The organism is Pseudoduganella sp. S-14 (assembly GCF_049913285.1).
Taxonomy (GTDB): domain Bacteria; phylum Pseudomonadota; class Gammaproteobacteria; order Burkholderiales; family Burkholderiaceae_D; genus Rugamonas.
This window is the reverse complement of record NZ_CP183991.1, coordinates 3217270-3240995: the sequence shown is the minus strand read 5'-3', so window position 1 is coordinate 3240995 and position 23726 is coordinate 3217270. Positions and strand designations below refer to the sequence as shown.

At 61.0% G+C, this 23726-nt stretch carries 25 protein-coding genes; 8 read left to right on the top strand and 17 right to left on the bottom strand.

Annotation, left to right across the window (positions count from 1 at the left end; translation table 11 throughout):
* Nucleotides 1–7: 7 nt before the first annotated feature.
* On the top strand, nt 8–853 hold the full coding sequence (serB, locus tag ACN9MZ_RS14935) for a phosphoserine phosphatase SerB (RefSeq protein ID WP_426342906.1): 846 nt from the start codon (nt 8–10) through the stop codon (nt 851–853).
* Nucleotides 854–868: 15 nt separating this feature from the next.
* Here serB and ACN9MZ_RS14930 read toward each other — a convergent pair whose 3' ends face one another.
* Together ACN9MZ_RS14930 and ACN9MZ_RS14925 are read right to left on the bottom strand one after the other, a co-directional pair.
* Nucleotides 869–1675, bottom strand: coding sequence for an APH(3')-I family aminoglycoside O-phosphotransferase (locus ACN9MZ_RS14930; protein WP_426337786.1), 807 nt, complete (start codon nt 1673–1675; stop codon nt 869–871).
* 368 nt (nt 1676–2043) lie between these two features.
* Entirely contained in the window at nt 2044–3237 is a 1194-nt protein-coding gene (locus ACN9MZ_RS14925; RefSeq protein ID WP_426337785.1) for a CaiB/BaiF CoA transferase family protein, read from the bottom strand.
* A gap of 68 nt (nt 3238–3305) precedes the next feature.
* Between ACN9MZ_RS14925 and ACN9MZ_RS14920 the strand changes: the two genes are divergently transcribed.
* Both ACN9MZ_RS14920 and ACN9MZ_RS14915 read left to right on the top strand, forming a co-directional pair.
* Nucleotides 3306–3653 carry a GFA family protein gene (locus ACN9MZ_RS14920; RefSeq protein WP_426337784.1) on the top strand — a complete coding sequence of 116 codons (348 nt, stop codon included), beginning with the start codon at nt 3306–3308 and terminating at the stop codon, nt 3651–3653.
* Between the two features lie 9 nt (nt 3654–3662).
* Nucleotides 3663–4028 carry a DUF4870 family protein gene (locus tag ACN9MZ_RS14915; protein WP_426337783.1) on the top strand — a complete coding sequence of 122 codons (366 nt, stop codon included), beginning with the start codon at nt 3663–3665 and terminating at the stop codon, nt 4026–4028.
* Here ACN9MZ_RS14915 and ACN9MZ_RS14910 read toward each other — a convergent pair.
* From ACN9MZ_RS14910 to phaC, 5 genes are all read right to left on the bottom strand, one after another.
* Nucleotides 4023–5396: a hypothetical protein gene (locus ACN9MZ_RS14910; RefSeq protein ID WP_426337782.1), complete on the bottom strand. Its 1374-nt coding sequence runs from the start codon at nt 5394–5396 to the stop codon at nt 4023–4025. The two genes, ACN9MZ_RS14915 and ACN9MZ_RS14910, sit on opposite strands and share 6 nt — an antisense overlap.
* Before the next feature lie 103 nt (nt 5397–5499).
* A complete protein-coding gene (locus ACN9MZ_RS14905) occupies nt 5500–6666 on the bottom strand; it encodes a cystathionine beta-lyase (protein ID WP_426337781.1) in 1167 nt (388 codons plus the stop codon).
* Between the two features lie 105 nt (nt 6667–6771).
* A complete protein-coding gene (rimO, locus tag ACN9MZ_RS14900; protein ID WP_426337780.1) occupies nt 6772–8163 on the bottom strand; it encodes a 30S ribosomal protein S12 methylthiotransferase RimO in 1392 nt (463 codons plus the stop codon).
* 120 nt (nt 8164–8283) lie between these two features.
* Nucleotides 8284–8838: a polyhydroxyalkanoate synthesis repressor PhaR gene (gene phaR / locus ACN9MZ_RS14895; RefSeq protein ID WP_426172021.1), complete on the bottom strand. Its 555-nt coding sequence runs from the start codon at nt 8836–8838 to the stop codon at nt 8284–8286.
* Between the two features lie 97 nt (nt 8839–8935).
* Complete coding sequence (gene phaC, locus ACN9MZ_RS14890) at nt 8936–10654, bottom strand: class I poly(R)-hydroxyalkanoic acid synthase (RefSeq protein WP_426337779.1); 1719 nt, start codon at nt 10652–10654, stop codon at nt 8936–8938.
* Between phaC and ACN9MZ_RS14885 the strand changes: the two genes are divergently transcribed.
* Entirely contained in the window at nt 10647–10892 is a 246-nt protein-coding gene (locus ACN9MZ_RS14885; protein ID WP_426337778.1) for a hypothetical protein, read from the top strand. The two genes, phaC and ACN9MZ_RS14885, sit on opposite strands and share 8 nt — an antisense overlap.
* On the opposite strand, the gene pgeF is transcribed toward ACN9MZ_RS14885, so the two are convergent.
* Entirely contained in the window at nt 10882–11712 is an 831-nt protein-coding gene (gene pgeF, locus ACN9MZ_RS14880; protein ID WP_426337777.1) for a peptidoglycan editing factor PgeF, read from the bottom strand. The genes ACN9MZ_RS14885 and pgeF overlap by 11 nt on opposite strands.
* Nucleotides 11712–12794 (bottom strand): RluA family pseudouridine synthase, encoded by a 1083-nt coding sequence (locus ACN9MZ_RS14875; RefSeq protein WP_426337776.1) that lies wholly within the window; start codon nt 12792–12794, stop codon nt 11712–11714. Before ACN9MZ_RS14875 ends, pgeF begins: the two co-directional genes overlap by 1 nt.
* An 83-nt stretch (nt 12795–12877) precedes the next feature.
* Between ACN9MZ_RS14875 and ACN9MZ_RS14870 the strand changes: the two genes are divergently transcribed.
* Nucleotides 12878–13675, top strand: coding sequence for an outer membrane protein assembly factor BamD (locus tag ACN9MZ_RS14870; RefSeq protein WP_426337775.1), 798 nt, complete (start codon nt 12878–12880; stop codon nt 13673–13675).
* Between the two features lie 48 nt (nt 13676–13723).
* On the opposite strand, the gene yaaA is transcribed toward ACN9MZ_RS14870, so the two are convergent.
* Entirely contained in the window at nt 13724–14482 is a 759-nt protein-coding gene (gene yaaA / locus ACN9MZ_RS14865; RefSeq protein WP_426337774.1) for a peroxide stress protein YaaA, read from the bottom strand.
* A gap of 32 nt (nt 14483–14514) precedes the next feature.
* Here yaaA and ACN9MZ_RS14860 point away from each other — a divergent pair, with 32 nt between their 5' ends.
* The 3 genes from ACN9MZ_RS14860 to ACN9MZ_RS14850 all read left to right on the top strand — a co-directional run bounded on the left by ACN9MZ_RS14860 (nt 14515) and on the right by ACN9MZ_RS14850 (nt 17205).
* Nucleotides 14515–14964 (top strand): putative toxin-antitoxin system toxin component, PIN family, encoded by a 450-nt coding sequence (locus ACN9MZ_RS14860; protein WP_426337773.1) that lies wholly within the window; start codon nt 14515–14517, stop codon nt 14962–14964.
* 80 nt (nt 14965–15044) lie between these two features.
* Entirely contained in the window at nt 15045–16199 is a 1155-nt protein-coding gene (locus ACN9MZ_RS14855) for a pyridoxal phosphate-dependent aminotransferase (RefSeq protein ID WP_426337772.1), read from the top strand.
* Between the two features lie 16 nt (nt 16200–16215).
* On the top strand, nt 16216–17205 hold the full coding sequence (locus ACN9MZ_RS14850; RefSeq protein ID WP_426337771.1) for an HD-GYP domain-containing protein: 990 nt from the start codon (nt 16216–16218) through the stop codon (nt 17203–17205).
* Here ACN9MZ_RS14850 and ACN9MZ_RS14845 read toward each other — a convergent pair.
* Genes ACN9MZ_RS14845 through pilM form a run of 7 tightly spaced genes read right to left on the bottom strand, consistent with a single transcriptional unit; the run spans nt 17202 to nt 23713 of the window.
* Nucleotides 17202–18314, bottom strand: a complete 1113-nt coding sequence (locus tag ACN9MZ_RS14845; RefSeq protein ID WP_426337770.1) for a tetratricopeptide repeat protein — start codon at nt 18312–18314, stop codon at nt 17202–17204. The two genes, ACN9MZ_RS14850 and ACN9MZ_RS14845, sit on opposite strands and share 4 nt — an antisense overlap.
* Nucleotides 18311–19210, bottom strand: a complete 900-nt coding sequence (locus tag ACN9MZ_RS14840) for an ExeA family protein (protein ID WP_426337769.1) — start codon at nt 19208–19210, stop codon at nt 18311–18313. Before ACN9MZ_RS14840 ends, ACN9MZ_RS14845 begins: the two co-directional genes overlap by 4 nt.
* A 1-nt stretch (nt 19211) precedes the next feature.
* A complete protein-coding gene (gene mshL, locus ACN9MZ_RS14835; RefSeq protein WP_426337768.1) occupies nt 19212–20996 on the bottom strand; it encodes a pilus (MSHA type) biogenesis protein MshL in 1785 nt (594 codons plus the stop codon).
* Nucleotides 20993–21349 carry an MSHA biogenesis protein MshK gene (locus ACN9MZ_RS14830; RefSeq protein WP_426337767.1) on the bottom strand — a complete coding sequence of 119 codons (357 nt, stop codon included), beginning with the start codon at nt 21347–21349 and terminating at the stop codon, nt 20993–20995. Before ACN9MZ_RS14830 ends, mshL begins: the two co-directional genes overlap by 4 nt.
* Nucleotides 21346–22041, bottom strand: coding sequence for a hypothetical protein (locus tag ACN9MZ_RS14825; RefSeq protein ID WP_426337766.1), 696 nt, complete (start codon nt 22039–22041; stop codon nt 21346–21348). The genes ACN9MZ_RS14830 and ACN9MZ_RS14825 overlap by 4 nt, the downstream gene beginning before the upstream one ends.
* Complete coding sequence (locus tag ACN9MZ_RS14820) at nt 22038–22772, bottom strand: MSHA biogenesis protein MshA (protein ID WP_426337765.1); 735 nt, start codon at nt 22770–22772, stop codon at nt 22038–22040. The genes ACN9MZ_RS14825 and ACN9MZ_RS14820 overlap by 4 nt, the downstream gene beginning before the upstream one ends.
* Complete coding sequence (gene pilM / locus ACN9MZ_RS14815; protein WP_426337764.1) at nt 22769–23713, bottom strand: type IV pilus biogenesis protein PilM; 945 nt, start codon at nt 23711–23713, stop codon at nt 22769–22771. Before pilM ends, ACN9MZ_RS14820 begins: the two co-directional genes overlap by 4 nt.
* Nucleotides 23714–23726: the final 13 nt, after the last annotated feature.

Below are 23726 nucleotides of genomic sequence, written 5' to 3'. Positions count from 1 at the left end.
CATGACCATGAACCTTGTGCTGCAGGGCGTCGGCGACTGCGCCGCCCGCCTGCAGCGCATTGCCGCCCTGACCGCGCCGAAAAACGTGGTAACCGTTTCCGAGAACGCCCTGCGCTGCGAAGGAATCAGCTTCACGCCAGCGCTGCGCCAGACCATCGAGATCGCAGCCCAGGCAGCCCAGCTCGACGCCACCTACATGATGGGCGTGCGCCGCCTGGACGAATTCAAGCTGGTGGCTATGGATATGGACTCGACCCTGATCACCATCGAATGCATCGACGAAATCGCCGACATGCAGGGCCTGAAGCCGCAAGTCGCCGAAATCACCGAGGCCGCCATGCGCGGCGAACTCGATTTCTCCGAAAGCCTGCGCCGCCGCGTCGCCCTGCTGGAAGGCCTCGACGCCCCCGCCCTGGAGCGCGTCTACGAAGAACGCCTGCGCCTGTCGATGGGCGCCGAGGAGATGCTCAAAGCCGTGCAAGCCGCAGGCCTGAAAACCCTGCTGGTATCGGGCGGCTTCACCTTCTTCACCGAACGCCTGAAAACCCGACTCGGCCTCGACTTCACCCGCGCCAACGAACTGGAAATCGTCGACGGCAAGCTGACCGGCAAAGTGATCGGCGAGATCGTCGACGCCACAGTCAAGCGCGAGACCGTCGAACACGTCTGCGCTGCCATCGGCATCCTGCCGGAGCAAGCGATAGTGATGGGCGACGGCGCAAACGACCTGAAGATGATGGGCATTGCCGGCCTGTCCGTCGCCTTCCGCGCCAAGCCCGTGGTCCGCGAACAAGCCAACGTCGCCCTCAACTTCGTCGGCCTGGACGGCATCCTGAATCTCCTAGCGCATTAAAAGTCGGGGTCCGACTCAAAATAGCTCATCCAGCATCAAATGAAATTGCAGTTTTGATCGATCAGGATCGTGCACGCCATATTGCGCCAGAAATCGCCTCTGGAGCGGCGTGCCGAACTCTCCAAGACAATTCCAGGCGATGGCAAGATCCTGGTAGCGATCAGCGATGCCGACCCGGCCGGCGTCAATGCAGCCAACGACTTTCCCATCCTGCAGGAGAATGTTATCCAGTGAGAAGTCACCGTGGGTGACAACCGGATCAGGCGCGAACGGCAGCAGACTTTGCATGGCATCCCAAACCTGTTCAGCAGTCCAGCCTTCGCGATCCTCATCGAAATCGTCTTCGTCCACCAGATTTGCATCGATGCGTGCACGCGCACGAAGCAGGCGATACTCGTGATTGCTGCTGAACGGGCAGTCACCGATCGGGATTGCGTGTAGCTGCCGCAAAAACTTCGCAATGGCGTCGACGATCGCGATGCGGTGATCCGGACACGACGCCATGACCTGGTAGGCGCTTTTGCCGGCCACCTCCGACATCAGTAGCCATGCCTCATTGGAAGTGCGAACGAAATGCACGACTTTCGGCACGGGCACATGTCCGCCCAGCCAGCCTAGTCTCGCCATTTCGTCACTTATATCGTCTGCGAGCACACCTTCGCCATATTTCAAAAACATGTCAGGAGCCTCGGCCTTACCGCAAAGGCGGTAGACCGCAACTCCAGATTGACCAACGGTATTAGGTACCCACTTGTACCGCGCCAATTCGGCAGAGATGTTTGGGGGGAGTCGAAGCGGATGACAAGCCTCGTTGGAATTCATTGCGATCAATCGTCTCCCCTTCTTACCTAGTCGATCTCAAAAGGTTCTTTAATGCAGTAGCCATTCAAGGCCAAACTTCCGGCGGCAACAACGTCTTCTCCAATTTTCCCAAACCCGCTGCATCACAAGGGGCGACCAAGTTGACGTGCCGCCCGTCGAAACAGGTGCGAGATCGAGCGTATTTACAACCATAGAAGATCCATCCCGTGATCTAGCAATCTGAGGATAGTGCTCTTTAGCAGTTTCTAGAACTGTTGGCATGTGATCTGTCAAAGGCGCCAAGACCGAAGCACCTGGATGCTTACTAACATGCCCCGGCCACGAAGGCGTGCGAAATTATGAAAACATAGCGGTGATATGGTGGGCAGTTACGCTACGATGCCGCGTTGACGTAGCGAGGCAATTTCCGCAGCTGTCATGCCCAATACCGACAGCACACTGTCGGTGTGCGCCCCCAGCGTCGGTCCTTGCCAGCGCACTTCGCCCGGCGTTTCCGAGAACTTGGGTACGATGCCCGGCATCTTCACATGCACGCCATCCGGCAACTCGGTATCCAGGAGCATGTCGCGCGCCTGGTAATGCGGGTCGGCGACGATATCCTTGACCGAATAGATGCGGCCCGCAGGCACTTCGGCGCTCTCCAGTATTGCCAGTACTTCGTCGATCGTATGCGCCGAAGTCCAGCCGGCAATCGCTGCATCGATCAGCTTTTCCTGCGCCGCGCGGCCGTCGTTTTGCGCGAATTGCGGGTCTTCCGCCATGTCGGCGCGGCCAATCGCATGCATCAGGCGCTTGTAGATCGGGTTGCTGTTACCGGCGATGACCACGTACGAACCATCGCGCGTCGGGTAAGTATTGGACGGTGCGATACCCGGCAACGCGCCGCCGCTGCGTTCGCGCACATGTCCCAGCAGGTCATATTCCGGCACCAGCGATTCCATCAGGTTGAACACGCTTTCGACCAGCGACACGTCGACCACCTGGCCATCGCCCTTGCCCATCTTCACACGCAATACAGACATCAGCGCGCCCATCACCGCGTGCAGGGAGGCCAACGAGTCGCCCAGGCTCACGCCAACACGCGCCGGCACGCCGCCCGCCTCGCCCGTGGTATAGCGAATTCCGCCCATCGCCTCGCCAATGGCCCCGAAGCCAGGACGGTCCTTGTAGGGACCTGTCTGGCCGTAGCCGGAAATGCGCACCATGGTCAGCTTGGGATTCAGCGCATGCAGCGCATCCCAGCCAAGGCCCAGCTTCTCGAGCGCGCCTGGCTTCATGTTCTCGATGAGCACATCGGCATCCGCGCACAATTGCTTGACCAGCGCGATACCTTCGGGTGCTTTCAGGTTGATAGAGATGGACTTCTTGTTTCGCGACTGCAGGTACCACCACAGCGAAGTCCCCTTATGCAGTTTGCGCCACTTGCGGATCGGATCGCCCTCGCCCGGCGCCTCGATCTTGATCACTTCCGCTCCGAACTCCGCCATCAGCCGCGCCGCGAACGGCGCCGCGATCAGCGTTCCTATCTCGATAACCTTAATCCCCTGCAACGGACCCGCCATTTTGCCCACTCCTCTTGCAATTACATTATCATTAGCGCCAAGCTAATGATTCTACCCGGAGGAGAAAAATGCTGTACAAGGGAAGCTGCCATTGCGGCAATGTGAAATTTGAAGCAGAAGGCGATATCGAAGGGCTGGTAGCCTGCAACTGCTCCATCTGCCAGCGCAAAGGCGCATTGATGTGGTTTATTCCGCGCACCAGCCTGAAGCTGCTGACGCCCGAAGAAGACCAGGCTACGTATGTCTTCAACAAACACGTGATCAAGCACCGCTTCTGCCCGAAGTGCGGCATCCACACCTACGGCGAGGGCACTGCTCCAAATGGCAGCGAAATGGCTGCGGTTAACGCTCGCGTACTGGAGGACATCGAACTGGACGCCTACCCTGTCCAGCATTACGACGGTCGCAAACTCTGAGGAGCCGATATGGCACAAGAACTCGTTTTCGATGACCAGACCCGTTCCGCCAAGGATTGGGCTTTCTGGCTTTACCTCGGCCACGGCCTGAGCGTGTTCTTCACGCTCGGGGCCGCGTCCTTTATTCCACTGATCCTGAACTACATCAAGCGCGATGACAGCGCCGGCACCTTCGTCCACAGCCACCACGGCTGGATGATTCGATCTTTCTGGTGGTACCTGGTGTGGATCGCCGTCGGCTGGCTCCTTTTCATCACCATATTCGGCATTCCGCTGGCGTGGATGGTCTGGGTCGGCGCATGGCTGTGGAAGATCTACCGCCTCATTCGCGGCATCACCGCCCTCAATAACAACGTCCCGGTCGGCAACTCATAAAGTGCGCAGGAAGGCCACCAGGTCGGTCTTCTCTGCCGCTGTCAGTTTCGTCTCGAGGATCAGGTTGAAGAATTCCACCGTATCCTCGAGCGTCAACAGCCGCCCGTCGTGCAGATAGGGTGGCGATTCCTTGATGCCCCTGAGCGGGAAAGTCTTGATCGGGCCATCCCCCACCATCATCGCGCCCTTCATTTCGTGCGGTTTGAAGAAGCGCTCCGTGTGCAGGTTGTGCATCATATTGTCGCTGTAATGCGGCGGCATATGGCAAGTGGCGCATTGGGCTTTGCCGAAGAAGAGCGCCTGGCCCCGCAGTTCCTGTTCATTAGCCTTGCGCGGATCGAGCTTGCCCGTGACTCCCAGTTTCGGCGCGGGCGGGAAGTCCAGCAATTCCTGGAACTCAGCCATGAAGTGCACCTGGCTGCCGCGCTCCAGCACGTTGACGCCCTTCTTGGTCGCGATCACCGGATCGCCGTCAAAATACGCTGCGCGCTGTTCAAATTCAGTGAAATCTTCCACCGATTTCAATGCGCGCTGCGATCCAAACAAACGCTGCAGGTTCACGCCTCGCAGCGATGGCGTATCGATGCGGTGCCGGAAAGCCTGTGGGCGCGCATCGCCAGCGAGGTGGGTCGATCCGTTGGTATGTCCGTTCGCGTGACAGTCGAAACAGGTTACGCCGCGGCTCGGACGCTCCGAGCGACGGTCTTCGGTCTGGTTGAACTGTTGCTGCGGGAATGGCGTCAGCAACAGGCGCAGGCCCTCAAGCTGCTTTGGATTCAGTATCCCGTTGAACATCTGGTGGAAGTTGTCGATGGTCAGCAGCTTGCCCTTCGATACGTCGCCCAGATCGGGACGTGTGGTCAGGAAGATCGGCGCCGGGAATTCCGGCAGCAGGTGGTCAGGGAAATCGAATGCCAGGTCGAAGCGATTCAGGTCGCGCTGTTCCTGCTTCTTGATTTCGTCGATGTGGAACTGTGGGAAGAGCATGCCGCCTTCCGGATGATTCGGGTGCGGTAGCGGCAGGAAGCCATGCGGATACAGCCCTTTCTCGCGGATTTCATCCGGACTCATTGAGCCCAGCTTGTCCCAGTTGGCCCCGCGCGGCAGCTTGACCCGTATCCCCTCTTGCACCGGCTTGCCGCGAAACATGGTGACACCGTTCGCAGGCTTGTTCGACAAGTCATACCGACTCTCAAGAAAAGCCGCCTGCTCGCGCATCAGGCCTGCCCGCGCGGCCTTCATCCGTTCAAATGTAGTCTGGAAATCTTCCTTTGCCACGACGGGCATATAGCTGGATGGCGGCGCCGCGGAAATCAAACACGTAGCGCCACACAGCACGGCGCCTGCTGCAATCTTCAGAATTTGCATGACGGTCTCCCCTGCTCGATGTCCGACCAATGTAAGCAAGTAGAGATGATCGATCAATACGTGCACGCCATTGTATTGATCTATCGCATGGATAGCTAACTAGCTACATGGATGCCAGCGCGCGCTCGATGTCGGCGATCAGGTCCTCGGGATCTTCGAGGCCGATGTTGAAACGCACCAGGGTGCCCTTCTCTTTCCAGTTCTTGCGCATGGCCTGGATGCGGTAGGGGATGCACAAGCTGTGCGCGCCGCCCCAGCTATAACCGATGCCGAATAGCCTGAGCGAGTCGACGAAACGGTCGGTTTGCTCTTCAGTGCATTTTTCGTCGAACAGCACGGAGAACAGGCCGCCTGCACCGGTGAAATCGCGCTTCCAGTTTTCATGGCCCGGGCAATCTTCGAAGGCCGGATGCAGGACTTTGCGGATTTCCGGACGGGCCTTCAGCCAGCTTGCAACTTTGCGCGCGGAGGCGTCGTGGGTCTCGAAGCGGATCTTCAACGTGGGCAGGTTGCGCAACACGAGGTAGGTATCGTCGGCGCTGACGCCCATGCCCAGGCGCATGTGGGCCATGCTCAGGCGCTCGTGTAACAGCGGGTCGCGCGTGACCAGGGCACCCATCAACACGTCCGAGCCGCCGGACTGGTATTTGGTCAGCGCCTGCATCACGATGTCGACGCCGAGGTCGAAACCACGCAAGGCCAGGCCGGCGGACCAGGTGTTGTCGAGTGCAACCAGCACACCTTTTTGTTTCGCCGCATCGCAAATGGCGCGCAGGTCAGGGACTTCCATCGATACCGAGCCGGGGGCTTCGGTCCAGATCAGGCGTGTGTTGGGCTGGATCAGCTCTGCGATGCCGGCGCCGATCATGGGGTCGTACAAGCGTGCGGTGATGCCGAAATCGGCGGTCAGCCATTTGCCGAGATCGCGGTTGGGACTGTAGACGTTATCGGGCAGCAGCACATCGTCGCCAGATTTTAGCAGTGCGAAGTCGCACATGGCGATGGCGGCGAGGCCGCTGGGGGCCAGCAAACAGTGCGCACCGCCTTCGATTTCGGCCAGGCGGGCTTCAAGGGTAAAGGTGGTGGGCGTGCCGTGCAGGCCGTAAGTATAGGCGTTCTTTTCTTTCCAGTCGCCGGAGCGCATGGCGGCGACGTTCTTGAACAGGACCGTGGACGCGTGGTGGATGGCGCTGGGGAAGGCGGCGAAGCCTTCTGGCGGCACGTAGTCCGTGTGGATGATCTGGGTTTGGAGGTGCTTTTTGGAGGTCATGGCACCTATTCTAGCCAAAACCGGTAAACCAGTGTCAGACCCAAGGGTCTGACACTCTCAGCGCAGGCGGGTCTGCCCCTTGGGCCGGGCCCTGGTTCGCCGGTTTTACTGCGCCTCACCCCAAAGGTCGTGCGCATCGGCAGTGGTGATCTCAACATCGTAGAACTGGCCAACCGCCAGCTTCTTCTTCGGATCAAACGGACGCTTGACGTGCACCACGCCATCAATCTCCGGCGCGTCCGCAGCCGAACGGCCGATCGCACCGCTTGGCGTCAGCTCATCGATCAGCACTTTCACGGTCTTGCCGACCTTCGCCTTCAACCGGTTGCGCGAAATCTCTTCCTGCAGCAGCATCACGCGGCCGCGGCGCTCTTCACGCACTTCATCCGGCACCGGATTCGCCAGCTCATTCGCAGTAGCACCTTCCACTGGCGAATAAGCGAAGCAACCCAGGCGGTCGATCTGCGCTTCCTTCAGGAAGTCCAGCAGGTATTCGAATTCAGCCTCGGTCTCGCCAGGGAAACCGGCAATGAAGGTCGAACGAATCACCAGCTCAGGATTCATCTCGCGCCATTTCAGGATGCGCTCCAGGTTCTTCTCGCCGGAAGCCGGACGCTTCATGCGCTTCAGAACTTCCGGGTGAGCGTGCTGCAGCGGCACGTCCAGGTAAGGCAGGACATGGCCGTCGCCCATCATCGGGATGATTTCATCCACGTGCGGGTAAGGATAAACATAGTGCAGGCGCACCCACGCACCGTACTGCTTGGCCAGCTCGCCCAGGGCTTGGGTCAGCTGGGTCATATGGGTCTTCACCGGACGGCCATTCCAGAAACCGGAGCGGAACTTCACGTCCACGCCATATGCGGAAGTGTCCTGCGAGATCACCAGCAGTTCCTTCACGCCGGCCTTGAACAGGTTCTCCGCTTCGAGCATCAGTTCAGCGATCGGGCGCGACACCAGGTCGCCGCGCATCGAAGGGATGATGCAGAACGAGCAGCGGTGGTTGCAGCCTTCGGAAATCTTCAGGTAAGCGTAATGCTTGGGGGTCAGCTTGATGCCCTGCGGCGGCAGCAGGTCGATGAACGGCTCGTGCGGCTTAGGCAGGTGGGTATGCACCTGTGCCATCACCTCGCCCACGGCATGCGGACCGGTCACGGCCAGAACCTTCGGGTGCACCTTCTGGATGATATCGTCGCCGTCCTTGTCCTTCTTGGCGCCCAGGCAGCCGGTCACGATAACCTTGCCGTTTTCTGCCAGCGCTTCGCCGATGGCGTCCAGCGATTCCTGCACGGCGGCGTCGATGAAGCCGCAGGTGTTCACGATCACGAGGTCGGCGCCGTCGTAGGACTTGGCGGTTTCATAGCCTTCGGCGCGAAGCTGGGTCAGGATCTGCTCGGAGTCGACCAGCGCCTTAGGGCAGCCGAGGGAAACAAAACCTACTTTTGGAGCCGGAGCGCCGTCGGCGGGAGTGATGCGGGTGATTTGCTTGGATTGCATGGCAGAGTGCTGATGATGATTCAGGGCAATCCACCATTATAGCAAAGTAGGGACGAAAAAAATGGGGACGTACCCCATTTTTCCGCATGGCGAAAAATGGGGTACGTCCCCATTTTTTCCTTACTTTTTATCCGTTGGCGGCGCAGCAAACGGGAAAGTGCCGAAGATATTCTTGCTCTGGTTTTGCATTTGCTCCTGCATTTGCACAAACAGGCTCTTCGACTGGTCGATGTAGTTATTCATCATGCCTTGCATGATAGGCGCTTGCACATTCATAAACTGGGTCCACATTTCGGGGCTGAACGTCTTGCCATCGAACGTTGCGGCGCCCTGCGTGAATTTGCGCTGGATATCGGTAAATGCCTGGATATTCTTTTCCAGGTAAGAACCCATCATGCCTTGCATTGCGTGGCCGTAGAAACGGATGATTTGTGCAAGTACGTCCGTAGAGAACATCGGAACGCCGCTCGCCTCCTCTTCCAGGATGATCTGGAGCAGGATGCTGCGGGTCAGGTCTTCATTGGTCTTGGCGTCGACGACGGTGAATTCCTCGGCATCCAGCACGAGCTGTTTCACGTCCGTCAGCGTAATGTAGGAACTGGTCTGCGTATCGTAAAGACGGCGATTTGGGTATTTCTTAATCAAACGTTCAGTACTTTTCTTTGCACTACTCATCGCTGTGTCCCGTTGATAATATTTGCAAGCCCATTATAGGGCGAAAAAAAAGCTTTTGGCACGACAATATTGCATTGCAACTTAACGTTACCAAAGATCAATCCGCCTTAGCTTTTACATAACGCCCAGGTGCCGCCTCGATTGGTTCGTATCTGGTATTGCCCAGCTTGGTGCGCGCCTTTATGTCCTTGCCGCCGTGCGCCGCCAGGAATTCCGACCACTCGCCCCACCAGCTTCCAGGATGCTCGACCGCACCGCTGAACCACTCTTCATGCGAGGCCGGGCGGGCGTCATTGGTCCAGTAGCTGCGCTTTTTCTTGGCAGCCGGATTGATTACGCCGGCGATATGGCCGGAGGCGCCCAGGATGAACTTGTTCAGCTCGGGATTCTTGTTGTTCAGGATCCTGGTCGACAGGTAGGCCGAGTTCCATGGCACGATGTGGTCTTCGCGCGAGGCGTAGATGAAAGCCGGCGCCTGGATTTTCGACAGGTCGACTTTTTCGCCAGCCACGGTCAGCTTGCCCGGCACTTTCAGGCTGTTTTCCAGGTAGGTGTTGCGCAGGTACCAGCAGAACATCGGGCCCGGCAGGTTGGTCGAGTCGGAATTCCAGTACAACAGGTCAAACGGCGGCGGCTCATTGCCCTTCAGGTAGTTGGACTGCACGTAATTCCACACCAGGTCGTTTGGGCGCAGGCTGGAGAAGGTACTGGCCAGGTCGCGGCCCGGCATCAGGCCGCCCGACTTCAGGGTCTGCTCACGCAATTGCACCTGCGGCTCGTCGACGAAGACGTCCAGTACGCCGGTATCGCTGAAGTCGAGGAAGGTGGTCAGCAGCGTGATGCCGGCTGCCGGCTGTTCGCCGCGCGCCGCCAGCACGGCCAATGCGGTGGACAGCAAGGTGCCGCCGACGCAGAAACCCAGTACATTCAGCTTTTCTTGCTTGGTAATCTCGCGGGAGATGTTGATCGCGTTGATCACGCCCTTCTCGATATAGTCGTCCCAGGTGGTGCCGGCCAGCGACTGGTCGGGATTGCGCCAGGAGACCAGGAACACGGTATTGCCCTGTTCCACCGCATAACGCACCAACGAATTCTCCGGCTGCAGGTCGAGGATGTAGAATTTGTTGATGCAAGGCGGCACCATCAGCAAGGGCCGCTCATGCACGGTCTTGGTCAGCGGCGTGTACTGGATCAGCTGGAACAGCTCATTTTCGAACACTACCTGGCCTTCGGTGGTGGCCAGGTTGCGGCCCACTTCGAATGCTTTCTCGTCGGACAGGGAAATGTGGCCCTTCTTGATATCGCCCAGCAGGTTGGCCAGGCCCTTGGTCAGGCTTTCGCCCTTGGTTTCGATCAGCTTCTGGTGCGCTTCCGGGTTCGTAGCCAGGAAGTTGGCCGGCGACATGGCATCGACGACCTGCTGGACGGCAAAGCGGATTTTCTGCTTCTGGTGAGGGCTCGCATCAACGGCTTCGGCCATTTGCATGAGGAATTTGCTGTTTAGCAGGTATGATGCCGCATTGAACGCGGACACCGGATTGCCCTGCCAGGCTTCGGACGAAAAGCGGCGGTCCTTCAGGGACGGCGCTTTACCGGCCAGGAATTCCTGCCACAGCGCGCCGAACTCGCCCATATACTCGTTGCGCAGCTGCTCCATCGCCTCCGGGCGGACGGTAGCCCCTGCATCGCGCAGCAGGGCAGCGCCTGGGACAGCATCCATCTCCGGCATCATCTTGAACCAGGATTGCCATTGCTGAGGATCGCTGATTTGCGTCATCCATGCGTTTGCGAAGGCTTGCGGGTCGGGCATGTTCATTTTTTTGAGTCCGTTAAAAATACAATTTTGGAAAAAAATGTTGATTGTTGCTGTTGCCTGGCTCTACGTCACAATCCTGATGGCTTTCACGGAACCAACCGTGGTCGCGGGCATCATGACCTTCCTGCTGTATGGCCTGTTGCCATTAGGAATACTATTTTATCTAACAGGCGGCAAACGCCGCAAACGCAAACGGGCAGCCGAAGCCGCCCGTCGCAATGAACCACCTACTCCTTGATCCAGATCAAACTCGCCTGCCTTCCGGTGACCTTGTCCCTGCGGTAGGAATAGAAGCGGCTGGCGTCGGTGACCGTGCATAAATCGCCGCCGCTGACATCCGTTACGCCAACCCGGCGCAGCGCAAGCCGGGCCAGCGCATAAATATCCGCCAGGTATTTGCCAGGTTGTCCCGGCCGCGCCACGAAGGCGGCACGCACGGCGGCCTCGCCCGCCGCCCCATCGTCCGCCGAAGCAGCACCGGCCAGGAAGGCTTCCAAAACCTCCTCGCCCACCTCGAATTCCCGCGGCCCGATTGCCGGGCCAAGCCAGGCGATGATCTCGCCTTCGCCGGCCTCGGTGCGCATGGCGTCGACCGTCGCCTCGAGCACGCCGCCCGCCAGGCCGCGCCAGCCCGCATGGGCTGCACCCACTACAGAGCCGGCCCGATCGGTGAACAGCACCGGCAGGCAATCCGCCGTCTGGATGGCGCACACTGCGCCCGGCATGGCCGCGATGCTGGCATCGGCCTCCGGGATGCTGCCGCGCCCCAGGCGATCCGCCCGCACGACCGCCGCACCATGCACCTGCGACAGCCACGCCGGCTCCGTCGGCAAACGCCCGCGCAGGATTGCCCGGTTGAACGCGACATTCGCTGGATCGTCGCCGACATGAACGCCCAGGTTCAGGCCGCCGCCACTGGTAGCGATGGCCTGCGGGCCCGGCCCATAAGGATCGGGGCTCACGCCGCCGCGCCGCGTGGTACAGACAAAACCGATATTGGCCGGAGCGCCGGGCCAGTCAGGCACCAGCCATTGCGCTCCCTGGAAAGATTGCTGCATTATTCGTCGTCGAATTCGTCGTCGTAGATATCGTAGTCCTCAAACTCCCCGTGCGTCGCCGCGGCGGCCGACAATACCGACTCGTCCGGCTCCTCGATGCCGGCCCGGTCCATCAGCTCCTTGAAGTCATCCGCCAGCGGCACTACCCATTCCATCTGTTCGCCGGTCGCAGGGTGCACCAGGCCGAGGCGACGCGCCTGCAGGGCCTGGCGCGGGAACACGCTGGCCATATGCTGCTTGCCGTAGACCTGGTCGCCGATCAGCGAGAAGCCCAGGTGCGCCATGTGCACGCGGATCTGGTGGGTGCGGCCCGTCTCCAGGCGGCACTGCACCAGCGATACCGGACGGCCGTCCAGCACGCCTTCGGCCAGGCGCTGGTAATGGGTAATGGCCGGTTTCGAGCCCATGCTGGTCGACACCGCCATTTTCACGCGATCCTTCTGGTCGCGGCCCATGGAGGCATCGATGGTGCCGCTCATGCGCGGAGTGCCCCAAACGATGCACCAGTACACGCGCTTCACGGTACGCGCCTGCAGTTGGCGCACCAGGTCGGTCTGGGTCGGCAAGTCCTTGCCGACCACCATCAGGCCGCTGGTATCCTTGTCGAGGCGGTGCACGATGCCGGCGCGCGGCACGCCGCCCAGTTGCGGCCAACGGTGCAGCAAGCCGTTCAGCATGGTGCCGGACCAGTTGCCGGCGCCCGGATGGACCACCAGGCCTGCCGGTTTATTGATCACCAGCAGGTTATCGTCTTCGAAAACGATATCCAGCGGCACGTCTTCCGGCGTGAATGCCACGTCTTCCGGCGCCGGCTGGGGGATGACCAGGATCTTTTCATCGCCATACACGGTGGCGCGCACTTTGGCCGGCTTGCCGTCGACGGTAACATGACCCTCTTCAATCCAGGATTGCAGGCGGCCGCGCGAAAACTGGGGCACCAGGCGTGCCACCACCTTGTCCAGGCGCTCGCCACAATCGGATTTGCTCAGTTCAAGTTCGATCGGCGCGAGAGGATCGGCCGTTAAATCACCTTCAAAATCGGCGTCAAAATCGTTATCAGGCACTTGTTCTGCCGAATTCATCTCAGGTTTCAATATCACAGCATTCCCATCGGCTATAATCAGCCAAGTTTAGTATTTTGGTTAACGATTCCTTGCACATCAACATGCAAAAAAAATTATCAGTAGTTGCAGCAACAGTCGTACTGTTTAGTTTGTCAGCTTGTGGCCTGTTACCAGAACGTGCAGACGAGACTCGAGGCTGGTCCGCAACGAAATTATACTCGGAGGCCAAGGATGAACAGGCTAGCGGCAACTATGAACGTGCCGTCCAGCTTTTCGAACGCCTTGAATCCAGCTACCCGTTCGGCACTTATGCGCAGCAGGCGCAAATGGAAATCGCTTATTCCCACTACAAGGCGCAAGACCAGGCCCAGGCGCTGGCAGCCGTGGAACGCTTCATCAAGCTGCACCCGAACCATCCGAACGTTGACTACATGTACTACCTGCGCGGCCTGGTGAATTTCAACGATTCGATCGGCTTGCTGAACTTCCTGTACGAGCAGGACCCGGCGGAACGCGACCCGAAAGCCACGCGCGAGGCGTTCGCCGCCTTCAAGGCACTGGTTGAAAAGTTTCCCGAAAGCAAATACACGCCGGACGCCATCGATCGCATGAAGTACCTGATCAACGCGATGGCCAAGTATGAAGTCTATGTGGCGCGTTATTACTACCGCCGCGGCGCCTACCTGGCAGCGATCAACCGCGCCCAGGGCGTGCTGACCGATTACGCCGATTCGCCATCGATCGAAGAAGCACTGGCCATCATGTACCGTGGCTACGACAAGATGGGCAACGTCACCCTGCGCGACGATGCCAAGCGTGTCTTCGTGAAAAACTTCCCTGACAGCAAGATGCTGGACGATGACGGGAGCAAGAAGAAGGCCTGGTACAACATCTGGTAACACCGGAACACCGGGGTGCGGCCCAAAGAGGCTGCCCCCGGCCCCTCGTCAGGCTGCGATCTTGCGACGGAAAACCCAGGTCGTATCGTTCGAGGCGTCCGCTTCGAACTTGTAGCCATCCACTTCGAACTTCTTCAGCTTTACCGGATCGGTGATGTTGTTCACCGCGGCATAACGCGCCAGCATGCCGCGCGCGCGCTTGGCGAAGAAGGAAATGATCTTGTATTTGCCGCCCTTCCAGTCTTCGAACACCGGCGTAATGACCGGCATGGCCAGCTTCTTCGGCTTGACCGACTTGAAGTACTCGTCCGAAGCCAGGTTGACCAGGACCGGCGAGCCTTCCTTGTTCAGCGCCTCGGTAATCATGTCGCCCCAGAATTCGTAAAGATTCTTGCCGCGCGGGTTTTGCAGGCGGGTGCCCATTTCCAGGCGGTGCGGGTGGATCAGGTCCAAAGGCTTGAGCATGCCGTACAGGCCTGACAGGATGCGGATGCGCGACTGGGTGTAGTCAAGCTGCTTCGCCGACATGGAACGCGCGTCGAGGCCATCGTAGACGTCGCCATTGAAGGTCATGACTGCCTGCCGCGCCTCGCTGGTATCCTTGGTCCAGGACGCGTAGCGCGCCACGTTCAGCGTCGACAAGGCATCGGACAGGTCCATCAGCTCGCCCAGTTCGTTCGGCGAAAAACCGCGCAGGCGCTCGATCAGCAGCTCCGAATGATCGAGGAACGCCGGCTGCGTTGCAAGTTTGGTAGTTGGCGGGGTTTCCAGGTCAAGACTTTTTGCGGGCGACAGCACAATCAGCATAAGATTCAAAATTCAAAACTAAAAACTTCGACATGATACCCGTTCCACCGAATATTTCACCCAAGCGCATCGTCATCGACACCAATGTCTGCCTCGACCTGTTCGTTTTCCAGGATCCGCGCTGGGCATCCCTGCTGGCGGCAATCGAAAGCGGCGCGGTGGAAGCCATCACCCGCGCCGATTGCCGCGCCGAATACCTGTTCGTCCTGAACTACCCTCACCTGCCGCTCGATGAAAGCACGCGCCCTGCCAGTGCGGCCCGCTTCGACCAGTACATCAAGGTAGTGCAGCCACCGGAATCGGGCATGCGGCTGCCGGTTTGCACCGACCGCGACGACCAGAAGTTCCTGGAGCTGGCGCGCGACGCCCAGGCCGACATCCTGATCACCAAGGACAAGGCCCTGCTCAAACTTGCCAAGCGACTCGCGAAAGCCGGCATGTTCAAGGTCATGCAGCCGGAAAAATGGAGCCTGGAGGCTTGACATTCCAGTTTTACCCTCGGGGCAACACTTGTTTTATTCCGCTGCGCTAGAATGGAAAAAATGTCCTTTTCCCAAGCACGATGAAACAACTGACTTCCCGGCTGCCGCACGTAGGTACCACTATTTTTTCGCGCATGTCAGCCCTGGCTGCACAACACGGCGCGGTCAACCTGGGCCAGGGCTTTCCTGATTTCGCCTGCGATCCCAAGCTGGTCGACATGGTCACCGTCGCCATGCGCGAAGGCTATAACCAGTACCCGCCCGGCATCGGCGCGCTCGAACTGCGCCAAGCCATCGTCGACAAGATCAGCAACATCTACGGCCAGCGTTACGATGTCAACACCGAGATCACCGTTACTCCCGGTGCGACGGAAGCGCTGACCACGGCAATCCTGTGCAGCGTACACCCCGGCGACGAAGTGATCGTGATCGAGCCAGCCTACGACAGCTACCTGCCCGCCATCGAACTGGCCGGCGGCGTGCCAGTGCCGGTGCAGATGGACGTTTCGCCGCACGGCGGCTTCAGCGTGCCCTGGCCGCGGGTGGATGCAGCCGTGACGGAGCGCACCCGCATGATCATCATCAACACGCCGCACAATCCAACCGGCAGCGTGCTGCGCGCGGCCGACATGGAGGCACTGCGCGCAATCGTGCGCGACACCGAAATCCTGATCCTGTCCGATGAAGTGTATGAGCACATGGTCTATGACGGCCAGCGGCACGAGTCCATGTGCCGCTACCCGGACCTGGCCGAGCGCTCCTTCGTGGTCTCCAGCTTCGGCAAGACCTATCACGTCACGGGCTGGAAGGTGGGCTATGTCGCCGCGCCGGCGATGATGTCGCTCGAATTCCGCAAGGTCCACCAGTACAACGTGTTCTCGGTGAACACTCCTATGCAGCACGGCATTGCCAGCTACATGGCCGATCCCGCGCCGTATGTGGGACTGCCCGCCTTCTACCAGCACAAGCGCGACCTGTTTCGCAAAGGCCTGCAAGGCAGCCGTTTCGAGTTGCTGCCTGCAGATGGCACCTACTTCCAGTGCGTGCGCTACGACCGCATTTCCGCGCAATCGGAAGCGGACTTCGCGGAATGGCTGACCAGCGAAATCAAGGTCGCCGCCATTCCGGTTTCGGCGTTCTACCGCAACGGCAAGGATTCGGGCATTGTGCGCTTCTGCTTTGCCAAGAAGGACGAGACGCTGGCGCTTGCATTGGAGCGACTGGCGCGCGTGTAACACGAGGGGACAAACCATGAACCAGTACCTCAACAGCTTGCAGGACCTCGGCATGGAAGGCGGATCGCGGCTGGAGCCGCCCCCGTCCGTGCTGCATGAACTCAACCTCGCCAACAAGCGCCTGGAAAAGCTGCTGGGGGATTTGCGCAACGAGCGCAATGCCGATGCCGACTTGCGCAACATCGCGCGCGAAGTGGTGCGCGCGGTCGAAATGAACCCGGACATCGCACTGGCCTGCCTGTTCCTGAACCAGATCGCCGGCACTTATGCGGTGCGTCATTGCATTGAAACCGCCATCGTGGTGATCCTGGTCGCGCGCGGCCTGGACAAGGCTTCCGATGAAGTGATTTCCCTGACTGCCGCTGCGCTCACCATGAACGTCGGCATGTTGCGGCACCACGATAACTTCCAGTGCAAGCCCGGCGCGCTGAATAGCGAAGAAATGGCGATCGTGCGCCGGCACCCGGAAGACAGCGCGGAAATGCTGAAGTATGCGGGCGTCGAGGATGAGGAGTGGATTTCCTGCGTCCTGATGCACCATGAAAATGACGACGGCAGCGGCTACCCGGCCGGCATGACGCGCGAACAGATCACCCACAACGCCCGCCTGCTTAGCCTGGCCGATCGCTATTGCGCACGTGTTTCGGCGCGCAATTACCGCTGCTCCATGCTGCCGGACGAGGCGCTCGAGAAGCTCCTGCACGACCCCCTGCATCCAGCCGATCCGGTCTTGCAGGAGCAATTCCATCGCCAGCTCGGCAAATACCCGCCCGGCGTGCTGGTGCGCCTGGCGAACGGCGAACTGGGCGTGGTGACGGGGCGCGACAGCGGCGACGGCGCGCTGGAGGTCCACTGCATGCGCGATGCGGCCGGCAAGGCCCTGCCAGCGTCGGTGCAACGCCGCACCGACCAGCCGCAATGCGCAATCCTCGAGGCCCTTACCGAAGACCAGGCGGAACTGCGCTTCAGCATGAAGCAGATCTGGGGCGCTCAGGCCGCGCTTTAATTGAGCTGCTGGAGGCGCCGTTCGACGAAGGTTTGCAGTTCCGGCGACAGGCGCCCTGAGTCGAGCGCACGCTGGAAGGCCGGCTTTGCTTCCGCGTTACGCTTGTCGCCCTGGAGCGCAATTCCAAGCCCCATCCACCAGACGCCATTGGCCGGCTGCAGCTGCACGGCCGCCTGGTAATGCTGGGCGGCCTCGCGATGACGGCCAGCCCGCTCCAGCACTCCGGCCATCATCGCGCGGTAGTCGGGATTCGACTGGGCGTAAGGCAGGCTTTGTTCCAGTGTATCGAGGGCGCCGCTGCCGTGTTCGAGTTGCAGGCGTGCCAGCAGCATGGCCATGCCCGACTGCTCCGGATTCAGTGCCAGGGCGCGCCTCAAATGGCGCATCGCGTCGGCCTGCTGGCCGGACTCCACCAGTACGCCAACCAGTGTTTCGCGTGCTGCAAGGTAGCGCTGGTCGATGTCGAGCGCAGCTTCCAGGTCCACAATGGCTTCCGCCACGCGCCCGGACGCCAGCTTGCCCTGTGCACGCTGGAACAGTGCCGTCGCTGATGCCTGTGCGCCGGCCTCTCGCGATGCAGGCGACACGGCACCACCGGCATTGGCCGCGGCGCGCAATTGCGACGGCACGGCCGCCGGTCCGGCGCCTTCGCGACGGCGAACAGGAGCCTTGCTTGCCGCGCCGCTGTCGTCGCGCTTTGCCAGGCTGGTGCCAGGCTGTTTGGCCGGTGCCGGAGCCCCTGCTTCCGCTCCTTGCTTGGCGCCAACCGCTGGCAGCGCAGCGGCAGCGGCCTCGTTTGCGGCGGGCAGTTGCAAGCCATCGACCATTTGTTCAGGTGGCGTCGCTTGCGGCTTTTCTGCGACCGGGGCCTGCCGGATCACTCCTGTGGCAGGCGCCGGTACCGCATCCGCAGGCGCACTGCGCTGAAAGCGCCAGGCGGCAAAAGCGGCGACAGCTACGACGACAGTCGCCGCAGCAGCAGCAATCAGGACCACGTGATTTCGGGATGACCGTTGCTGGACTGCCTGCACGGAACCGGACAGGCCAGCCCCTTTTGGCGCGCCACCCCTGGCATCCAGGTCTTGCAGCATTTTGTTAATCAGGCTCATAAAGTCAACCGGTAAGACAGCAATGCGCCCGCAGCAGCGAGTGCGGCAAGGGCAAGACCCGTGGCCAGCCACGGCCAGCCACGCTGGCGCGCCACGGCGGTGTCCTTGGCGGCCAGCTTGACGTGGTGGGTGTCAATGCGCTGGCGCCCTTCGCCGTATGCGGCGAGCATGGCCTTGTGCGCGATGATGTTGACCAGCCGCGGGATGCCCCGGCTGGCGGCAAACAGCTTGCGCACAGCCCCTTTGCTGAAAAGGCGAGCGCCCGTAAAACCCGCCACGCGCAGCCGGTGCGCCAGGTAAAATTCCATGTCGTCGCGCGTCAACCCGCCCAGGTCATGCTGGAATGTGATGCGCTGCGCCAGCTGGCGAATTGATTGCGCCTGCAGGTGTTCATTGAGTTCGGGTTGCCCGAACAACACGATCTGCAACAGCTTGCGCTTCTCGGTTTCCAGGTTGGTCAGCAGGCGCAGCGCCTCCAGGCTCTCGCGCGGAATCGTCTGCGCCTCGTCGATGCACAACACCACGCGCTTGCCTTGCCCTGCCAGTTCCAGCAAGCGTGCCGTCAGCGACTTCAGCAGCTGGTGCTGGTCGACATCGCTCGCCAGCGGCAATTCCAGTTCATCGGCCAGGGCCAGCATCAGGGTGCGAGGCTCAAGCAGCGGATTGGGCAAATAGGCCGTGACGAAATCCTCGCCCAGCGTTTTCATGAACGTGCGGCACAGCAGGGTCTTTCCCGTGCCGACTTCGCCCGTGATCTTGATGAAGCCCTCGCCGCTGCGCGCTGCCACCAGCAAGGTGTTCAGCGCTTCCTGCGAGTGCGGGCTCTTGAAGAAAAAGCTGGTGTCCGGCGTAATGCCGAATGGCGCCTCGCGCAAGCCGAAGTGGCTCTCGTACATATCAGCGGCGCCCCGTGGTCTGCTTCGGATCGAGGAGCTCGATGCGGCGGCTGCTCTCCATCAGGTCCTGGCTCCAGTCGCTGGCCGTATCGACAATCGTTGGCTTGATCAGGACCACCAGTTCGCGCTTCTGGATGCTGTCTGCAGTGCTGCGGAACAGGCTGCCAATCACTGGAATGCGGCCGGCAACCGGGATTTGCGAGCGGTCGGCACTGGTCGACTGGCGCATCAGGCCGCCGATCGCCACCACGCTGCCGTTCTCGCCGCGCACCATGCTGTCCATTTCAGAAGTGGCCGACGCCGCCAGCGGCAGGTTCAGGCTGCCGGCATTGCCGAGGTTGATATTCTTGTTCACCGTCGACACCTGGCTTACCGACGGATGCACGTGCAGGATGATGTTGCCCTTGTCATCGATCTGCGGCGTCACGTCCAGCACCACGCCGGAGAAGAAAGGCTGCAGCGTCACGTTCGGCGACACCGTGCCGTTGCCGGTCGCATTGGTGTTGGTGGTGGTGCTGACGCCGGTGACGAAGAACTCGTCGGTGCCGATCTTGAGCACAGCCTTCTGGTTGTTCAGCGTGGCGATGCGCGGGCTGGACAGCACATGCACCGTGCCCTGTGATTCCAGGAAGGAAATCAACGCGGCAAAATTGGAATTCTGGAATGCCAGGCCGAACAGGGACCCAGCCGCGCTGGTGGCCGTTGCCAGGGTCGTGCCGGGCGTACCGGACATGCCATTCGGCTGGCTCAACAGGGAATTGACGCCATTGATGCGTGGCGCCAGCGTCGTGCCGGGACCGACCATGCCGGCCGAAATGCGCGAGCCGAAAGCCGCCCAGTTGATGCCGGACTGCGCCTTTTCGCTCAGCTCCACCTCCAGGATTTTTGCCTCGAGGATGACTTGGCGCGCCACCGCCAGCTGCGTCGCTTTCAGGTAGCGGTCGACGTTGCGCAAGTCCTCCGGCATGCCGCGGATCACCACCAGGCCCGATTGCGGGCTGATGACGACTGCCCGTCCATCCTTGCCGGCGCCGACGATTGCCTCCAGCGACAGTTTCAGCTCGGCCCAGAAATCGGACTCCGAACGCGTGGTGACATTGGCCGCTTCATCCAGCACATTGGCGTTGGGCGAATTCGGGTCGCCATTATTGTTGTTGCGGTTCTGGCGGTTGTTATTGTTGAGGTCGCCGTTGTTATTGTTGCTGTTACCGTTGTTGCCGGCATTTTGCACCGACGTCGACGTCACGCGCAGGTTCGACGAACCGCGCCGCGATGCGGTCAGGTAATTCACCTGGAACATGCGGCTTTGCATGGTCAGCGGCTTGATCGTGATGCGCGTGCCTTCGATCCGGTAATCGTAGCCATACATTTCGCGCACGGCTTCCAGCGCCTCGGCAATCGTGACGTCCTTCAGGTTGGCCGTGATATTGCCGCTGACTTCAGGATGCACCAGCATGTTGTAGCGGGTACCCGCCGCCAGCGAATTGAAGAACTGGTTTGCCGGCACGTCGTTGAACGCGACATTGAAGCGTTCCTCCAGCACCGGGCGTGCCTTGGGCAACTGTCCTGCCAGTTGTTCGGCCGACGGCAGCAAGGCGTCCGAGACCTGCTGCGGCACGGGCGCGGCCGCAGCCGACTGCGCCGCGGATTTCACCTCCTTGCTGATGGAACTGTAGGTGTCGCGCATCGGCGTCTGGGTACATGCTGCCAGCATCGCGAATGCGCCGCTGCCCATCGCCAGCCGGCAAAATTGTGAAGCTTTCGAGATGCTCGTTTTCTCTGTCATGGCTGTCGCGCCTTATCCTGTCCCGATGATACCAATTTCAATACTTGTTTTTGCTTCCCGCGTTGCAGGACGACGGCACCCTCGCGCACTTCGACCAGCACGGCGCCGCCTACCTTCCCGCCCAGCGGGACAATGGCGCCGTCGATTACCGCCAGCTTGCGCCCGCCCGGGCGGCGCGCCAGCAGCACCGACTGCAGTTGCGGGCCGGCGGCAACCGCTGCCACGGCCGGGCCGCTGCGCTCGGCTTGCGGCGCCAGCGCTTCCAGTGGCGGCCTGGTCGGGTCGGGCAGCGCCGTTTGCGCGAGCGCGGGGATGGCGGCGAGGACCGCCAGGGCGGCCAGGATCTTTCTCATAGCTGCACCCAGGTTTCGTCGAGACTCAATGTGTACACCGTCAATGTCAGGCTGGTTTCCGGGTGCTTGATCACGTTCAGGCGCGCGCTGCCCCATATCAGGCGCGGCGTCACTTTTTCCAGCGTTGCCATATAGCCCAGCAGGTCGGCATAGCTGCCCTCCACCACCACCTCGACCCCATGGCGATACAGGATCGCCGGTGCCTGGCTGGCCGGCTGCGGCGCCGGGCCCGGCGCGACCGTGCCGGCCTGGTCGAACTGGCCGTCGCGCAAGCCGCTGACCGGCAAAGTCTTCATGCCCACGACTTTCAGCCCGGGATGCCCGGCCAGCATCTGTTGCAGCAGCGGGACGATGCGCTGCGGCTGCACCATGCCCTGCTTGCGGTTCAGTAAATCCTCGCTGGTGGCGCGGGCTTCTTCCTGCACTGAGGCCAGACGGCGCCGCATGGTGGCGTTCGGGTCCGATTCATAAGCTTTCAGCGCAGCGGCTATCTGCTTGTCAATCGCGTCGACTTGGGCCTGTCCCTGCTGGATCGAGGCCTGCAAGGACTGTCGCTCCGCCAGCATGGGGCTGAATTTTCCGAACCATGCGATACCCGCAACCAGCAGGATTCCCGCAGCGAACAGGGCTACACGCCGCGGCAGCGGCATCGCATCGATGCGTTGTTCCAGTTTCAGCAGCGCGGCCTTCATGGATTCCCCCCGCCAGGCGCGGCAGCCGTACTGCGCAGCCGGAATTCAAGGAAACGTGCCGCTGGCGCTTCGACCGGTGCAGGGGCGGCAGCGGCCAATGCGCTCGCTGCCGCGCTGCCTGCTAGCGCAGGCAGCGCGCCAAGCGGCACGCGTCCCGCTGCATCGACAGTCGGCGCCTGCGCTGGCGCAGGACCCAATTCCAGGGTCTGGAAGGATTTGCCGCGCAATACGGGTTCGCCACCGAGGCGCGACAGGTAGGCAGGCACCAGGGCCGCTTGCAGCACGCGGCCCTGCATGCTCACCTCGCGCCGCTCGCCCTGCACCGCCACCTCCGTCAGCCATAAGCCGTTGACGCTCTGGCGCGCCAGGGCGCGAAAATATTCCGCAAAACCTTGTCCGCCTTCGCCTTCGGCCTGGCGCAGCATCTGCATCGCCTGCCGCAAGGATTTCAAGCGCGCTTCCTTGGTGTCGAGCTCCGACTTCAGCAGCGGGTCGCTGGCGCGCGGCGCGAACTCCACAGCCACCGCTTGCAGGCGGGCCTGCCGCTCCTTCAATCGGCCCTCCTGCTGCGACGCCTGGTCGCGCAAAGGCTGCATTTGCCGGCCCGCAAACAAAACGATCGCAATGGTGCCGGCGATCAAGGCCAACAGGGCCAACGCCATGCCGCGCGCACTGAGGCTGTGGCGCTGGCGCATGAAGATCGGGTTGAACAGGTTGATCTGCTGGCTCATGGCACGATCACTTCCTGGCGCAATGCTGCACCGAGGGCAAAGAAGTAATGCGCCTGCTGCGCGCTATCCAGCAATTCAGGCACGCCGGACAAGTCGATCACTTCCTCCAGCTTGCATTGGACCACGGGCATGTACATATTCGACGACAGGTAATTCAGCAGCGCTTCGCCGCAACCAGGGGCCAGAACCATCCTGGAGATTGAAACAAAGCCGAACTGGCGCTCGAAGTGGTCGAGCGAACGCTGCACCTCCAGCATCAGCCGGTCCAGCGCGGCATGGCGGCGATCGGCATCGCCCTCTTCCAGCAGCGCCGGCGTGACATCGATCCGGCGCGCCAGGTACAGCTCGCCCAGGTAGGTAACGGTCAACAGGCCGCCCTGCGCGCCAAGCGACAACATGGCCAGGCCTCGCCCGTCCTGTTCCAGCAGGGCCGATACATTGCGCTGGGCAGTTTCGGGGATGTCGATCACTTCCAGGTCGATCCCGGCGCCGAAGAACAGTTCCTGGCGCTGGCGGATCACGCTGTTGCGTGCCGCCACCACAAACATGCTCGGCGTGCGGCCGCTGGCGCGTTCCACCGGAATGGCCATCACGTCGAAGGTCGCGTCATCGACGTGGAAATCCAGCATGTCTTTCATGCGCCAGCGCACCGCCGTTTTCAGTTCGTCTTGCGGCACGTTGGGCGCCTCCAGCGTCAACAGCTGGTAATCGCTGGGCGCCAGCAGCGTGCTGCAGCGGAATCGCGCGGCATTGCGCGAACGCGCCGCACGCGCCAGGGATTCTTCGGCTCCCTGGCCTTCCAGCCCCGCCTCCACACAGCCAAGCAGCACAGGCGTGCTGGCGCCCTGGCGGCGCATCGTCGCCAGGGCCATGCCTTGCGGCAAAGGCGCAAAGACCAGCCAGGCGTCTTTTTCCTTTTTAGCTTTCGAAAAGAATCGCATCGCGCCCTGTCTT